Origin of the sequence: Acinetobacter lactucae (assembly GCF_001605885.1) — a bacterium.
In the GTDB taxonomy this organism is placed as follows: Bacteria; Pseudomonadota; Gammaproteobacteria; order Pseudomonadales; family Moraxellaceae; genus Acinetobacter; species Acinetobacter lactucae.
The window spans coordinates 100,955-117,180 of record NZ_LRPE01000004.1 but is presented as its reverse complement, the minus strand read 5'-3'; the positions used below and the strand labels follow the sequence as shown (position 1 = coordinate 117,180).

Sequence of the window (16,226 nt, the reverse complement as noted above, 5' to 3'; positions counted from 1 at the left end):
GGGCTATGCTGAGCGTTTTATCAAAAAGAAAACAACAAACAAAAGCCGAAGCTCATTCATCTGGTCTGTGGAAACTTGCCATGCGACGTCTTCGGGCCGACAAGATCGCAATGTCATCGCTAGTGATTGTATTGCTTTATTTTATTATCTTGCTTCTATCAATGACTGGTGTGATTGCATCTGACTGGAATAAAGAAGTTGCTGTAAGTTACGCTCCACCGACATTTATAGGGGCAGACAAGACAACTGAAGCTTTGAAAAATACGGCTGCTGTAGATGAGGAATTACCGGAAAATCCTGTCGATCCTTTAAAAGATGTAATTCACCAACTTAAGGCTGAAATTAAACAAGAAAAGAGTTCTGGAAGCGCGATTGATTATTATGGGGTAGTGGACCCTTTAGCTGATGATATGAAAGCAATTGATCAACAACTGGGAGGACATTTACTTGATCAGCAAAGTGAACTTAAGAGCACACTTGTATTTGGAGCTGACAAATGGGGACAAGACGTCCTTAAAAAGACCATTAAAGGTGCTGAAACCTCAATCATTGTTGGGGTGATATCTGCTTTACTTGCGGTAGGTATCGGTACACTTTTAGGTGCAATTTCTGGATATTTCGGTGGTTGGGTCGATGATATTCTCAACTGGTTTTATAACATTTTTACCTCAATTCCATATTTATTATTAGTCCTTGCTATTGCTGCCGTACTTCAACAAAAAGGTATTTTATCTATTGTTCTGATTTTAGGTTTAACGGGTTGGACGGGTGTTTATCGTTTAGTTCGTGCCGAATATATGAAACATACTGCACGCGAGTACGTTCTTGCTGCCAAAGCAATTGGCGTTGGACACTTCCGCCGTATGTTCATTCATATTTTTCCTAATGTCAGCCATATTGCTTTAGTCCAGATGTCAATTTTGGTGGTGTCTTTCATTAAATCTGAGGTCATCTTAAGTTTCTTAGGTTTTGGTGTGCCAGTAGGCGTAGTGTCTTGGGGGAGTATGTTAAATGAAGCACAAAGTGAACTTCTTTTAGGTAAGTGGTGGCAGCTTGTCGCAGCTTCTGTCGCAATGGCTGTTTTGGTTACGGCATTTTCAATGTTTACTGATGCACTTCGTGATGCATTAGATCCAAAACTAAAATAAGAGGAAGACCAAAATGATCGAACAAGAAAATCAGAATGCACCATTGCTGCATGTTAAAAATTTACGAGTAAGTTTTAAAGGTGAAAATAAACAATATATTGAAACTGTAAAGGGAATTAGCTTTGATATTCCAGAAAACACAACGGTTGCTTTAGTAGGTGAGTCGGGTAGCGGCAAATCGGTTACGTCTTTGGCAACTATGGGATTACTGCCTGTAGGTCAGAGTAAAATTGATGAGCAAAGTAAAATTATATTTGAAGGCAAAGATTTGCTCAGCTTATCTCGTACAGAGATGCGTAAAATTTGTGGCAAAGATATTGCCATGATTTTTCAGGAGCCGATGTCATCATTAAATCCAGTTTTTACGGTTGGTAATCAAATTGCGGAAGTGTTGTGTTTGCATATGGGGCTGAGTCGTAAACAGGCTCGTCAACGTGTTTTAGAGTTACTTAAAGAAGTAGGTATTCCGTCAGCTGAAACTAAAATTGATGCCTATCCAAACCAACTTTCTGGTGGTCAGCAGCAACGTGTCATGATTGCTATGGCGATTGCGTGTGAGCCTAAACTACTTATTGCCGATGAGCCGACTACTGCACTTGATGTCACGATCCAAAAGCAAATTATTGATTTACTCGAGTCATTGCGTAAACGTCGTCAAATGTCGATGCTTTTTATTACCCACGATTTAGCATTGGTCGGTGAAATTGCAGATAAAGTCATTGTAATGCGTCATGGTGAGATTAGAGAGCAAGGTGCTGCTGAACAGGTTTTAGAACAGCCTAAAGATGTATATACGAGAGCGTTACTTTACTGTCGCCCGCAAATGTCACAACGACCTTATCGTTTGCCTGTGACGAGCGATTTTATGCGTCAAGAAGACGATGTATTGGTCGAACAAAGTTTTGATGTCTCAGAAATTCCCGAGCGCAAACGTGGTTTAATTGGTGATGAGAAAATCATCTTAGAAGTAAAAGACCTGAAAAAAAGCTTTTATAGCCGTAAAGGTCTATTCGGCAAAGAAGAGTTTCAGGCCGTAAAAGGAGTTTCTTTTAAGCTGGCTAAGGGAAAAACTTTGGGTTTAGTCGGTGAGTCAGGTTCAGGTAAAACGACTGTTGGACTATTACTCATGCGCTTACATCAAGCATCTGGTGGGCAGGCTTTCATCGAAGGTAAAGATATTCTTTCATTAACTGAAAAAGAGTTTGCTAAATATCAACGGAAAATCCAGATCATCTTTCAAAACCCATATGCTTCACTTAATCCACGTTTTACCATTGGACAGATTTTATTAGAGCCTATGCAAATTCATAACATTGGTAAAGATGATGCAGAGCGTAAACAAATTGCGCTTGGACTGCTTGAGCGAGTCAATTTGCATGAGCAGGCTTACTACCGATATCCCCATGAGTTCTCGGGTGGTCAACGTCAACGTATTGCCATTGCACGCTGTTTAACGCTAAAGCCTGAAATTTTAATTTGTGATGAATCTGTTTCTGCACTTGATGTATCTGTACAGGCACAAGTACTTAATTTATTGCAGGACTTACAAGATGAGTTTGGACTGAGTTATATCTTTATTTCACATGACTTATCGGTGGTGAAGTACATCTCTGACCAAGTTATGGTCATGAATCATGGCGAGGTTGTTGAAATTGCTAACTCAGATGAGCTCTATGCACATCCTCAACATGATTATACTAAACGTCTATTACAGGCAATTCCTCAAGGAATTCAGCATATTTCTTGAGCGTAAAGTTATGTCGTTAAAGGCACTTTCGAGTGCCTTTTTATTTGGTTTATTGTCTAAATGCTTATAAAATAACAGAAGTAAAGATAGGGTATTTTATTCTTGCTATGTGTGCCAACTTTAAACCTTTAACGCTTGCTCAATTACAGCAACTTCAGTTGCCTGTGGTTGGCTTTAGCTATGCCGAAGAGGTTTATCCTGCGGGAACAATGCCACTATTATTCAAATCACCACAAGGGCTTGAATGGCGTGAGGTGATGTTTGGATTGGTTCCAAAATGGGCCGAAGATACAAATATAGCAAAACATACCTACAATGCCCGTCATGAGACTATTTTCCAAAAACCGAGTTTTCAAGAAGCTGCTCTTAAATGTAAATTTGGTGTGATTCCAGTGACCGAATTTTATGAAAGTAAGTATATAAATGATAAACCCGAGCGGTGGGGTGTTCGCCGTAAAGATGGGCAGGCTTTTTTCATCGCAGCAATCTATGAAATTTGTAAAATAAATGAAACCGTTATTCGTTCTGCAAGCATGTTGACCATGGATGCCATCGACCATCCTATGATGAAAGATTTTCACGAGCCAGGCGATGTTAAACGATCGGTGATTGTGATTCCACATGATCGTTTAGATGAATGGTTAAGCTTAGAAACGCCTGATATTTCCAGTTTTATTGAAGGTTTTCCAGTTGCAGAGTTTGAGTGCTCTCATGTCCCCAAAGAGAAAATTATAAAACCTACACCACAGTTAAGTATGTTTGACTAACTTACTTACCATTAAGATGAGGTTATTGATCTCAAACTTGAATCAATAACCTATATCACTTATTCAATATTTTTACTTAATGTTTGTACCTCAGAATCTTCGGCTAAATAGTTCAATTCAATCGGTGAAATCACAAAAGTTGTATTATCTGAGGTCTGTTTAAATACAAAGCCATATTCAAAAGATTGGCTATTTTTATTTGGTAACCAGAATAGATAAGGACAACCTGTATAACTGCCATCCCAACCCATTTCTCTTGCTAGAGCCAAAGCAGTATCAGATTTTGCTATGATTTCTTTAAGAGATTCTTTATCGCTTGTCGAAACGTCACCATCATCATCTGCAAAGGTTTGTAGAAACTCAGTTAAGGGCTTAAGGTCTTCCCAGTTATGTTCTATTGTCGAGAAATGATATCCATATAGCATCATGTGCACTTTCTTCCATCTTGTTATTGTGTCTTTGAACATACCAAGAAATATATGAAAAGGAAATGGATAAATCTGATTTAAGTTGTTTATTTTTCATAACTTATAGATTGCTTTTTGTACGGAATAAAAGCTTTTATAAACATTATAATTATTCATATTAACTTTACAGCCTATGCGGAAAGCAACGATCCTTATGATTAAGATAAATTACTATTTTAGTAAATCAAACTGTTGGCGAATATTGAATTGTTCATAATTCACCTATAATAGAAGTGAAACTATGTAGAGCACATTTATGTTTATAACAACTACACACCCACAAGATAATTTAATTAATCAACTTCTGCCTATTTTGGAAAAGGCGAGCCAGATTTTACTAGAAGAATATCAAAACTATTCTGCGGGTTATGAGTTTACTATTCATGAAAAGCAAGATGATTCTCCTGTAACCCAAGCAGATCTAAAGGTAAATAAATTCTTATTAAAACATCTTGCGGAAATTACTCCAGAGTTGCCAGTATTGTCTGAAGAAAGTGATTATAGTGCTCGACATGAATGGTCTACTTGTTGGATGTTAGATCCACTCGATGGAACTAAAGAATTTATACATGAGCGTGATGAATTTACGATCAACTTAAGTTTAATCAAGGGCAAAGAAACGGTTTTCTCAGTTATTGCTGTGCCATGTGAACAAGTTGTGTACTTAGGATATCTGCAAGATTTACCTTTTAAATATAGCTTTAGCCAACAACAGTGGTATCAATATCAGGTTAGTTCAACTTCGCTAGATGTACCTATACAAATAGGACTTAGTCACGGCAGTAAAAATCCAAAATACCAAAAATTTATACAACCTATTGAAAAAGAACATCGCATTATTCGACGAGAAGCTGGGAGCGCCTACAAGTTCTGTATGATGCTAGAAGGTGAAATAGATATTTACCCACGCTTTCATCCTACTTCTGAATGGGACACAAGTTCAGGTCAAGGGCTATTAGAAAGTATAGGCGGCGGCTTACTTACTCTGGATGGGAAGCCTTTTGAATATAACCAAAGAAATACGGTTTTAAATAAGGGCTTTATCGCTTTTCGTGATGAGGAAAGTAAAAAAATAGCATTTGAAGCTTTAGCCCAATCAGGTGTTATAGATTGAGAGTTATGCCAGACATGTTATAGTGGCAAAGTATTGAAAAAAGATGACAAGATAAAAATGGCACTCGATTTATTGCCTAAAAGTATGTTTGAAGCAATTGATTTATTGCCCGATGCTTCAACTCCTGTAACCTTATTTACACGCCATTCTTTAAGAGAACTTGTAGATGGGCAGGGCTTAGCTGGATATGATCTCCAACTTACTCCTCAGGGGCGTGAGCTTGCGCAGGCATGGGGTAATTATTTAATCAAAAATACAGATCGTGTTATTCAGCATTGTATTTCAAGTCCCATACAACGCTGTGTTGATACGGCTGCGCTCATGATTGAAGGGGCTGATGATGTAAGCCCTCAACCTAATACGCATACAATTGAAATTATCGAGCAAGGGCTACTTGTTGAACCGGGTAGCTTTGTCTTGGATATACAACAAGCTGCTCCTTATTTTAAAAAGCAGGGTGCTTTAGGTTTTATTAATAGTTTTGTAAATAATGCATTACCAGGCATGAAACATCCTATTACTGGTGTTTTAGATGTATTAGAGCTTATTTACCGGACGCATCCTAAAACTAAAGGTGGCCTTAGTTTAGCCGTTAGTCATGACACGATTATTGCAGCCATTGTTGCTGTAATTTCTGGTGAGAATAAAATTAACAAAGAAGACTGGCCGGAAATGATGGAAGGATTATTTGTATGGTTTGAAGGTGAAGAGTTTCCAAATTGTAAATTAAAATGGATTTGGAGAGGAAAGGCCTATGAGCTGAATGTGGCTAAATTTCATAAAGTGCTATAAGCTCAAAAAACGATAGATAATAAAAAAAGCCCTATTGGGCTTTTTTTACATGTTCAAATTAGTTAGCTAACGCTTTAACTTGAGCATTTAAACGGCTCTTATGACGAGCAGCTTTATTTTTGTGGATGATGCCTTTATCAGCCATGCGGTCGATTACAGGAACAGCTTTTTTGTAAGCTTCTGTAGCAACAGCATAATCACCACCAGCGATTGCACTTAAAGTACGTTTGATGTAGGTACGAACCATAGAACGCAAGCTTGCGTTGTGTTTACGCGCTGTAACGTTTTGACGCGCACGTTTTTTAGCTTGAGCAGAGTTTGCCACTCTTGCACTCCTTGAAAATAAGTTGGTCTGGGCGGGCTGTGGTCAATTCAGTAAACTGATGTAACCATCACCAGCCCGTAAACAAGTGCCATATTGTGATGAATCAACACCGTGAAGTCAAGCCTTGCGAGCATTTTAAGCGGTTTTAGGGGCTGCTAAAAAGGTAAGAAAAGGTTAAATTTGATACAAACTTACAGAGGGTTGGATAAAAAATGACTATAAGTACTAAAAAAGCAATTGTGATAGGTGCTACAGGACTGGTGGGTTTGGCTCTTGTCGAACAGCTTGAGCAAACACCAGAATTTGAAGCGATTACTGTTGTGGTAAGAAAAGAATCACAACTACTTAATACATATAAAAAAGTTACTCAACTCATTATAGAAGATTTTTTACTGCTCAATGACGAAGATGTGAGTGGCCATACCCATGCATTTAGCTGTCTGGGAACAACATTAAAAGTGGCTGGTTCAAAACAGGCTTTTTATGCGGTGGATTATGAAATCAATGCTCATTTAGCAGATTTAGTACAAGATAAACATATTCATCTATTGCTAGTGAGTGCCCTTGGCGCAAATGCAAATTCTCCAATTTTCTATAATAAAGTGAAAGGACAGTTAGAAGATTATATTGAGAGTTTAGAACTCGAAAAACTATCTATTTTTAGACCGTCTTTACTGATTGGTAAACGCAGCGATGTACGGTTTCTTGAAGACTTAGGACAAAGTATTTTTAAATTTATTGAGAATAAATTGCAAAAACCATTCAAATATAAGCCCGTAACTGCGGAGCAATTGGCTCATACGATGGTCGTAGCGGCGCTAACGCAAATTGAAGCCTTTAAACGATATGATAATCTGAACATACAACAAACTCGATAAGGGAGTATTAAAGTGTCGACAGTACCATTTGTAACATGTGATTTATTAGATGATAACCCTGATAAAGACTTACAGGTTGTAATTCCATCAATGGATGGCAAGTTCTTTCAAAGTTATGGAGCACGTAAAACTTTTGGGGGGCAGGTTGTAACAGTAAAGTGCTTTGAAGATAACTCACGTGTAAAAGAGTTATTGGCAACAGATGGTACAGATAAAGTCTTAGTTGTGGATGGTGGTGCATCTATGCGCTGTGCACTCATGGGTGATTTGATTGCTGAGTCAGCAGTTAAAAACAACTGGAATGGTGTCGTGATTTACGGTTGTGTACGAGATGTAGATGCGCTTGCAACCTTAGATTTAGGCGTACATGCATTGGCTGCAATTCCGCAAAAAAGTAATCGTAAGGGCATTGGTGAGGTAGATATTAATTTGTATTTTGGTGGAGTCACAATTCAATCTGGTGATTTTATCTATGCTGATAATAATGGGATTGTGATAGCAAAAGAAAAATTAGTCTAATTCTCTAATATAAAGGAAGGCATGATGGTGATTCATCAAATTAAAGTACTTCAAGCAGTTGTTTCTGCAATTGCTGAAGGTGGTAGAGGTGTTTCAGGAACAGCATTTCCACAACAACCTTTAAAAGCTTTGAAACTATATGAATTTGAAGGTTCACCATTTTGCCGTCGCGTTCGTGAAGTGATTACACTTTTGAATCTGGACGTAGAAATTTATCCATGTCCTAAAGGTGGAACAAAGTATCGTTCAGTTGTAAAAGAGAAAGGCGGCAAATTACAGTTTCCATTTTTAATTGATGAAAATACTGGCGATCAGCTATATGAATCACAGGATATTATTCATCATTTATTTAAGCATTATGGTAAGACAGGGAAAACACCGCAGAAATTTTCGAGTTACCCAAACATGCCTTATGTTGCAGTTGCAGGGACTATCTTAAATGGTGCCCGCGGTGTTTGGATAAATAAAAAAATTGTTGATAGAGCTGCGCCTGAGCAAAAACTTGAGTTATGGAGTTTTGAAGCAAGTCCGTATTCACGAATTGTAAGAAGTCTACTCTCTGAACTTGAGCTTCCATATATTTTGCATAATGTGGCAAAAGAGAGATGGCAAGATATGGGACCTGCTATTCTTCGCTTAAAACCAGGTAAATACATACCTTTAGAAGGTGGGAAAAGAGAGAGGTTGTTGCCTATTATGCAAGGTAAAATGCAAGTGCCATATTTGGTAGACCCAAATACGGGAGTGAAGATGTTTGAGTCGGCTCAAATCGTAAAATATTTAAAAAAGCAGTACGGACATTAATTAAGTTTAATCTGAGTAAGAGTTTAAGGGGTTTTACTTAAACTCTTATGAACATAAGATTTTATGAAGGTATGTATGAAAAGAAAGTGAATATGCTAAATTAACGAGGTTAAATACCTAAAAAGGCATATTTCATGGAATGTATGAGAATTCAACCTGTAACGAGTGCTCCTGGTGAAAATGCATTATTTATTGTGTTGGGGCTGGCTCAAGGTGATTCTGTAATAGAAAAAGTAAAAGATTTTGCTGCTAATTTTTCAGCATTAACTCGAAGTCTCTTTAATCGTTATCCAGATAGTAAATTTAATGCTACTTTAGGTTTTAGCTCAAATGCATGGGATATTTTATTTCCAGAGAAAACAAAGCCCCAAGAGTTACAACCATTTCAAGAAATTAGAGGTCCGAAATATACGGCTGTTTCAACTCCAGGGGATTTATTTTTTCATATTCGTGCTGATCGCCAGACTTTATGTTATGAGCTGGGTAATATAATTAATCAACAGCTTGGTAAAGTAACTTATCCAATTGATGAAGTTCATGGCTTCCGCTATTTTGACGGACGAGCAATTATTGGCTTTGTGGATGGGACTGAGAACCCTGAACCCATTATTGCAGCGCAGTGGGCATTGGTCGGTGATGAAGACCCTGATTTTATCGGGGGAAGTTATGCTTTTATCCAAAAATATACACATGATATGGATAAATGGCGTTCATTAACTGATGAAGAACAAGAAAAAGTGATTGGCCGTAAAAAGTTCAATGATGTTGAGCTCGGCGATGATGAAAAACCTTTAACTGCTCATAATGTCGTTAGTAAAGCTCATGATGCAGAAGGTAATGAACTTAAAATTATGAGAGCTAATATGCCTTTTTCAAATCCTTCTAGAAATGAATATGGCACATTCTTTATTGGCTACTCTCGTAAATTTAGTACAACCCGACAAATGCTTGAGAACATGTTTTTAGGCAATGAGCATGGTAACCTAGATCGGTTACTTGACTTTAGTACTGCTCAAACAGGTACTTTATTTTTTGTACCGACTGTAGATTTTCTTGATGATTTAGGCGATGAATAATCGTTAATTTAGAAGACTTAAATAATGGGAGTGACTAGATTACCTCCATTATTTAAATTGAAATAAATATGATGTGATGAAATGTTTAAAAAGATAACGCAGCTTTTTCAAGGCTCGAAAGAGACACCTGAAAAAATTTACTTGGAAGAGAATCAGTTAAAATTTGATTCTGAACGTGGACCTATCATTAATGATGTAGTGATTAATCAGAAGTGGTCAGAGCATCTTGAGTATTTCTCAAACCGTAAATTACAGAATTTTGATAATCTTCAAAAGTTATTTTTAATTACGCCACAAATTAATGAAAAGATTGATCTAGAAATCGCAACACAGCGCTATGTTGCAAGATTGGAAAATACTCAAGAAAAGCTACTTCAACTCAAAGCGATTATACAAATTTTAAATCAATATTACGTTTTGTTTTTGCGTGATAAATAATCATAGTTGATTGATTAAAAAATATAAAAAGTAGGGCTAACTAGTAGTTTGATTTTCAAAAAAATAACTCATTTCACTAAATACATCATGCTACTATTGAGCTCATATCTTCTTAGCTGATAAAAGCCATATACATGTTTCAACAAGAAATCTCTCAATTGAATTTACAACAGCTCAAAGCCGGTGAAAAGCGTTGGGTAGGGTCGTTATTAGGTTCATCTGCTGCATTATTGTTCAAAGAAATTGCGATTCAGCATTCATCTTTGCTCGTTGTCGTAGCTCGAAATAACCAACATGTTGCTCAGTTAGAAAGTGAACTTGAATTTTATGGCATCAAACCGACAATTTTCCCAGATTGGGAGATTTTACCGTATGACCGCTTGTCACCTCATCAAGATATTGTTTCAGAACGACTCGCGATTTTATCCAATATGCCGCAAAAAGGTGTATTGCTTATTTCAGCAAGCACTTTAGCTCAAAGAGTTGCACCATATTCTTGGGTTTTAGGTGAGCATTTTGATATTCGTGTAGGGCAAAAATTTGATTTAGAACAACAGAAGCTACGTTTGGTACAAGCTGGCTATCATTTAGTAGATACGGTTTATGACCATGGTGAGTTTGCCGTACGTGGCAGTATTATGGACATTTTTGCATCAGGACAGGAAGCACCTATCCGTATTGACCTGTTTGATGATGAAATTGATACTTTAAAATTCTTTGATCCAGAAACGCAAAGAACAACAACTGCTTTAAAAAGTTTTACAGTCTTACCAGCAAAAGAGTTTCCACTAAAAGAAGCTCGTTCAATTTTTAGAGACCGTTACTCTGAACTTTTTCCGACCGCAAATCCTAAGAAAAATCCCATTTATCAAGATGTTCTTGATGGAATTGCATCTCCGGGAATTGAGTTTTATTTACCTTTATTTTTTGATAAAGCTCAAATGCAAGCTCAAAGTACACTGACAACGTATTTACCAAAGAATTGCATTGTAATTACAACCAATGATATAGATACTGATTTAACCAGTTTTTGGAAAGAAGTTTTCCGTAGATATGAAGATAGACGTCATAACGCCGATCAGCCAATTCTACCTCCTGATGAGTTATTTATTGCACCAAACCACTTACTTAGTGCCTTAAATCAGTTCCCACGTATGCTTGTGAGTGCTGAGACAATTGAAGAAAAAGCTGGAGCTTTAAATCTCAAAGTTGAGCAACCTCCTAAGTTGGCAGTTGACCCGAAAAAAGAAAAACCATTTGCGGTAGTTAAAAAATATATTGATGAAGCGAACCATCCTGTTTTATTGGTTGCAGAAAGTGCTGGTCGTCGTGAAAGTTTAAGAGATGGTTTGCGTGCCAGTCTGGGAGATATTCCTAGCGTAGATAGTTTTGGGCAGTTCCAGAAAAGTCAGTTCGCGATTGCGATTACTAATGCGCCATTAGACCGTGGGTTACTTTTAACCGATCAATTGTCTGTTATTTCAGAAAATCAGTTATATGAGCATCGGGTAGTCCAACGTCGTCGTAAACGTCAGCAAGAAGTTTCAGAAGAGTTCTTAATTCGTAGTTTGACCGAATTAAGTATTGGCGCTCCAGTTGTTCATATTGACCATGGTGTAGGGCGTTATGCTGGGTTAATTACTTTAGCAATTGAAGGTCAAGATTATGAATTCTTGCAACTAGACTATGCTGAAGAGGCAAAAGTTTATGTTCCTGTAACGAATTTACATCTTATTAGTCGTTACAGTGGTGGAGATCCAGACTTAGCACCATTACATAAAATTGGAACTGATGCGTGGAGTAAGGCGAAACGTAAAGCTTTAGAACAAATTCATGATGTTGCAGCAGAGTTGTTACATATACAAGCACGTCGTCAGTCAAAACCAGGATTTGGCTTTGAAATAGATCAGTCGCTTTATATGCAATTTGCGAGTGGATTTGCGTATGAAGAAACACTTGATCAAGCCAATGCTATTGAAGCGACGCTTTATGATATGCAACAAGCTAAACCGATGGACCGACTTGTTTGTGGTGATGTTGGTTTTGGTAAAACTGAAGTTGCGATGCGTGCAGCATTTGTTGCAGTGCAAAATGGTAAACAGGTTGCTGTTTTAGTACCGACAACATTACTTGCTCAACAGCATTATGAGTCTTTTAAAGACCGCTTTGCCGATTGGCCTGTGCGTATCGAAGTATTATCACGCTTTGGTTCAAATAAAACGCATACGAAAAATATTGAAGACCTTGCTGAAGGTAAAGTCGATATTGTGGTGGGTACCCATAAACTTTTACAAGAAAATGTACAGTTTAAAGATCTAGGATTAATGGTGGTCGACGAAGAGCACCGTTTTGGCGTGCGTGATAAAGAGCGTATTAAAGCATTACGTGCAGATGTTGATATGTTGACACTTACAGCAACACCAATTCCTCGTACGCTTAATATGGCTTTTTCGGGAATGCGTGATTTATCTATCATTGCTACACCGCCAGCCCGTCGTTTAGCTGTTAAGACCTTTGTACAAGAACATACCGAAGCGTCTATTAAAGAAGCCATTTTGCGTGAATTATTACGTGGTGGACAAGTATATTTCTTGCACAATGAAGTTGATACGATTGAAAGAGCTGCTGAAAATATTCGTGTGCTTGTACCTGAAGCTCGTGTAGCAGTGGCTCACGGACAAATGAGGGAAAGAGAACTTGAGCAAGTCATGCAACAGTTCTATCACAAAGAATACAATGTATTGGTATGCTCAACCATTATCGAAACCGGAATTGATGTTCCAAATGCCAACACCATTTTGATCGAAAGAGCTGACAAACTTGGTCTAGCTCAATTACACCAACTGCGTGGCCGTGTAGGGCGCTCACATCACCAAGCCTATGCTTATTTACTAGTTCCTTCGATAAAGCATTTAAAAGGTGATGCAGAAAAACGTCTAGATGCAATCCAACGTGCTTCAACTCTCGGTGCTGGTTTTATGCTGGCTACAGAAGATTTAGAAATTCGAGGTGCAGGCGAGCTGTTAGGTGAGCAGCAAAGTGGTTCAATGCAGGCAATTGGATATAGCTTGTATATGGAAATGCTTGAAAAAGCCACCAAGGCAATTCAACAAGGAAAAACGCCGAATTTCGATGCACCGTTATCATTAACTGCAGAAATTAATTTACACATTCCTGCACTGATTCCAGATGATTATTTAGGTGATGTGCATCAGCGTTTATTATTTTATAAGCGTATTAGTAATACAGATACCCAAGAAAAGCTCGACAATATCCGTATGGAACTGATTGACCGTTTTGGAGTTCCACCGCAATCAGTTAAACACTTATTTAGTGTTCACCAAATTCGACTGAAAGCTGAACAGCTAGGTATTACTAAGATTGATATTAATACTCAAGGTGGCAATATTGAATTCTCGCCTGATACGCCTGTTCAAGCCATTAGTATTATTCAACTCATGCAAAAGCATCCAACCTATTATCGTATGGAAGGTGGTCAACGTTTAAAGGTTATGGTTCAGCTTGAAGAGCAGGAAAAACGAATCCAATTTATTAATGATTTATTAGCGAAATTATTGAATGAATTACATGCTTAAATCGTGTTTTAAAGTGATTTCAACTCAACAAGAATCTTTTGTAGATTGATAACAGAATTTTATGCACGATTTCTCGGTCTATTCGGGGAATAAGTGCATAAAATCATTGTTATTTGTAATCAAACCAGACACTAGCAATACTCACATTAAAACTGATGTGATAGTATTAGCCATTATTGTTTATTGTCATTTATAAAAGATATGTTTAGTTTGCATCCACAACTTGCTCAAGATACTTTTTTTGTAGGCGATTTTCCGCTTTCAACATGTCGTTTAATGAATGATATGCAATTCCCTTGGCTGATTTTAATCCCTCGTGTGCCGGGAATCACAGAATTATATGAGTTGAGCCAAGCCGACCAAGAACAGTTTTTGCGCGAATCAAGTTGGTTATCTAGCCAGCTATCTCGTGTATTCCGTGCTGATAAAATGAATGTTGCAGCCTTAGGGAATATGGTGCCTCAATTGCATTTTCATCATGTTGTGCGTTACCAGAATGATGTTGCATGGCCTAAACCAGTCTGGGGTACACCTGCTGTTCCTTATACAAATGATGTGCTGGCTCATATGCGTCAAACTCTTATGCTTGCTTTACGTGGTCAAGGCGATATGCCTTTTGATTGGCGCATGGACTAAATCAATGCAATGCCACATTTATAGAAATGTGGCTACATTGAGGTATGGAGGATAGGGTGCAATTAGAGAGGTTTATCGATAGAGAGCCTAAACAGTTTGCATATTTTCATCGTTTGATGGGATATTCAATTCTGTCATTAATTTTAGTGATCTATGCTTTTACCTCACCTAATACAAATTATCAGATCTATATTCCACCTTTTTTCCTATTTCTGCTTTTTATTAGCTCGAAGTTAGAACACTGGCTTCAGTACCAATTCGATAAAAAAACTCAAAAAAGTGTCTTTTTTGCAATCGATGCAGTTGTGGTAGCAGTTACTTTGGCAGGTCTGCATCTTAATTTAGTACCTACATTTATTGCACTTTTTGCGTTGTTTTATTCAGCAATTAATAGTCGAATTTCTTTCGCAGTCATTTGTTTAACGAGTCTGTTAGGCGCGATTATTTTTTATTTAAGTACTTTTTTCCTATTTGGTTTTTATACATATTTTGAGCCTACTAGCCAAGAGTTGACAGTAATAACTCTTCTTGGGTTGGTTATGTTTATTACCATTGGAAATTATTACCAGCATCGCTGGGTTAAAAAAATCAGTCAACAGCGTCAACATTACTATGACCAAATGACCCGCTATATTGCTTTTGCTAATCAGCTAAGCCGTTATGCGCCACTACAATTGTGGCAGTCTATTATGCGCGGCGAGGCTGAAGCAAAAATTGAATATAAGCGTAAAAAAATGACGGTGTTTTTTTCTGATATTCAAGGTTTTACAGAGTTATCAGAAACTTTAATCCCAGATGATTTAGCATTTTTGCTTAATGATTATTTAAGCCATATGACTGAAATTGCTAAACAGTATGAGGCTACTGTCGATAAATTTATGGGGGATGCCATCCTCATATTTTTTGGTGATCCAAATTCACAAGGTGTAGAGCAAGATGCCAAAGCCTGTGTAGAAATGGCAATCGCTATGCGTCAGCAAATGAAATTACTGCGCGAGCGTTGGAAAAAAATGGGTTATTCAGCATTGCATATCCGTATGGGGATTAGTACTGGTTATTGCCACGTAGGAAATTATGGAGCAACGCATCGTATGGCTTATACGATTGTGGGCCGTGATGTAAATTTAGCGGCTCGTTTGCAATATGCTGCGGAAATAGATGAGATTTTAATTTCAGATGATACTTATCAATTAATCAAAAGTGATTTCCTGTGTGCTCCTAAGACGCCGATTTATCTAAAAGGTATTCAAGGTGCAGTCAAAACATGGCAAGTAATGGAGAAATATACGGGAAATAAGTCAGATCATCAGCAATGGTTTGACTATGAGTATAAAGGGTTTCATTTAATACTTAATTTAGAAGAAGTACAAAACTATGAATATCCTGAATTAGTAGAAGTGCTTGAGAAGATGATTCAACGAATTAAAGTCCAACAGACTTTAGTAAATACTCAAGGCATTGCGCAGTTAAGACTCGAAGATGAAGTTAAACCTTTAGAAATAGACCAGCAAGATCAAGTTTAGAGTTTATAAAACATAAAAAAGCTGCTTTTAAAGCAGCTTTTTTATTATGGCAATTAATGATTTTCTGAAGCGTGGTTGATTGTATATTTAGGAATCTCAATTTCTAAATCTTCATCAACAATTTTTACCTGACATGAAAGGCGAGAATCTGGTTCAAGACCCCAAGCGCGATCTAAAAGATCTGCTTCAATATCATCCATTTCTTCTAGGCTATCAAAACCTTTACGAACTACTACGTGACATGTTGTACAAGCGCATGACATGTCACATGCATGTTCGATTTTAATTCCTCGATCAAGCAAACTTTGGCAAAGATTTGCATTTTGTTCAACTTCAAATTCTGCACCTTCAGGACAAAATTGAGCGTGAGGAAGTACTTTAATGCGGGGCATATTG

General features: G+C 37.5%; 16 protein-coding genes. 13 read left to right on the top strand and 3 right to left on the bottom strand.

Features of this window, described 5'->3' with window-relative positions:
* The first annotated feature begins 5 nt into the window (after positions 1-5).
* The 3 genes from AWW73_RS01745 to AWW73_RS01735 all read left to right on the top strand — a co-directional run bounded on the left by AWW73_RS01745 (position 6) and on the right by AWW73_RS01735 (position 3,662).
* Positions 6-1,148, top strand: a complete 1,143-nt coding sequence (locus AWW73_RS01745; protein WP_062848573.1) for an ABC transporter permease — start codon at positions 6-8, stop codon at positions 1,146-1,148.
* A 13-nt stretch (positions 1,149-1,161) separates the two neighbouring features.
* Entirely contained in the window at positions 1,162-2,895 is a 1,734-nt protein-coding gene (locus tag AWW73_RS01740) for an ABC transporter ATP-binding protein (RefSeq protein ID WP_062848572.1), read from the top strand.
* Between the two features lie 107 nt (positions 2,896-3,002).
* The gene (locus AWW73_RS01735) at positions 3,003-3,662 is read left to right on the top strand and encodes an SOS response-associated peptidase family protein (protein WP_062848571.1); all 660 of its coding nucleotides are present in this window, start codon (positions 3,003-3,005) and stop codon (positions 3,660-3,662) included.
* Between the two features lie 59 nt (positions 3,663-3,721).
* Here AWW73_RS01735 and AWW73_RS01730 read toward each other — a convergent pair whose 3' ends face one another.
* Positions 3,722-4,090 (bottom strand): hypothetical protein, encoded by a 369-nt coding sequence (locus AWW73_RS01730; protein ID WP_061873993.1) that lies wholly within the window; start codon positions 4,088-4,090, stop codon positions 3,722-3,724.
* A 295-nt stretch (positions 4,091-4,385) separates the two neighbouring features.
* Here AWW73_RS01730 and AWW73_RS01725 point away from each other — a divergent pair, with 295 nt between their 5' ends.
* The gene (locus AWW73_RS01725) at positions 4,386-5,243 is read left to right on the top strand and encodes a 3'(2'),5'-bisphosphate nucleotidase CysQ family protein (RefSeq protein ID WP_062848570.1); all 858 of its coding nucleotides are present in this window, start codon (positions 4,386-4,388) and stop codon (positions 5,241-5,243) included.
* A 57-nt stretch (positions 5,244-5,300) separates the two neighbouring features.
* Positions 5,301-6,035: a histidine phosphatase family protein gene (locus tag AWW73_RS01720; protein ID WP_016145128.1), complete on the top strand. Its 735-nt coding sequence runs from the start codon at positions 5,301-5,303 to the stop codon at positions 6,033-6,035.
* A 58-nt stretch (positions 6,036-6,093) separates the two neighbouring features.
* Here the strand turns inward: AWW73_RS01720 and rpsT are convergent, their stop codons facing one another.
* On the bottom strand, positions 6,094-6,360 hold the full coding sequence (gene rpsT, locus AWW73_RS01715) for a 30S ribosomal protein S20 (protein WP_002117906.1): 267 nt from the start codon (positions 6,358-6,360) through the stop codon (positions 6,094-6,096).
* Between the two features lie 212 nt (positions 6,361-6,572).
* On the opposite strand from rpsT, the gene AWW73_RS01710 reads away from it, so the two are divergent.
* The 8 genes from AWW73_RS01710 (at position 6,573) to AWW73_RS01675 (ending at position 15,830) form a co-directional block, all read left to right on the top strand.
* Complete coding sequence (locus AWW73_RS01710) at positions 6,573-7,238, top strand: NAD(P)H-binding protein (protein WP_062848569.1); 666 nt, start codon at positions 6,573-6,575, stop codon at positions 7,236-7,238.
* Positions 7,239-7,250: 12 nt separating this feature from the next.
* Positions 7,251-7,757 carry a ribonuclease E activity regulator RraA gene (gene rraA, locus AWW73_RS01705; RefSeq protein WP_016145130.1) on the top strand — a complete coding sequence of 169 codons (507 nt, stop codon included), beginning with the start codon at positions 7,251-7,253 and terminating at the stop codon, positions 7,755-7,757.
* Between the two features lie 21 nt (positions 7,758-7,778).
* Positions 7,779-8,561, top strand: coding sequence for a glutathione S-transferase N-terminal domain-containing protein (locus tag AWW73_RS01700; RefSeq protein ID WP_081033883.1), 783 nt, complete (start codon positions 7,779-7,781; stop codon positions 8,559-8,561).
* A 143-nt stretch (positions 8,562-8,704) separates the two neighbouring features.
* Complete coding sequence (locus AWW73_RS01695; protein WP_081409455.1) at positions 8,705-9,637, top strand: Dyp-type peroxidase; 933 nt, start codon at positions 8,705-8,707, stop codon at positions 9,635-9,637.
* 81 nt (positions 9,638-9,718) lie between these two features.
* Positions 9,719-10,075, top strand: a complete 357-nt coding sequence (locus AWW73_RS01690) for a hypothetical protein (RefSeq protein WP_057106921.1) — start codon at positions 9,719-9,721, stop codon at positions 10,073-10,075.
* A gap of 134 nt (positions 10,076-10,209) precedes the next feature.
* Positions 10,210-13,671 carry a transcription-repair coupling factor gene (gene mfd, locus AWW73_RS01685; protein WP_062848567.1) on the top strand — a complete coding sequence of 1,154 codons (3,462 nt, stop codon included), beginning with the start codon at positions 10,210-10,212 and terminating at the stop codon, positions 13,669-13,671.
* Between the two features lie 201 nt (positions 13,672-13,872).
* Positions 13,873-14,307 (top strand): HIT domain-containing protein, encoded by a 435-nt coding sequence (locus AWW73_RS01680; protein ID WP_002117900.1) that lies wholly within the window; start codon positions 13,873-13,875, stop codon positions 14,305-14,307.
* A 56-nt stretch (positions 14,308-14,363) separates the two neighbouring features.
* Positions 14,364-15,830 carry an adenylate/guanylate cyclase domain-containing protein gene (locus tag AWW73_RS01675; protein ID WP_062848566.1) on the top strand — a complete coding sequence of 489 codons (1,467 nt, stop codon included), beginning with the start codon at positions 14,364-14,366 and terminating at the stop codon, positions 15,828-15,830.
* 53 nt (positions 15,831-15,883) lie between these two features.
* Here the strand turns inward: AWW73_RS01675 and fdx are convergent, their stop codons facing one another.
* Positions 15,884-16,222: an ISC system 2Fe-2S type ferredoxin gene (gene fdx / locus AWW73_RS01670; RefSeq protein ID WP_062848565.1), complete on the bottom strand. Its 339-nt coding sequence runs from the start codon at positions 16,220-16,222 to the stop codon at positions 15,884-15,886.
* Positions 16,223-16,226: the final 4 nt, after the last annotated feature.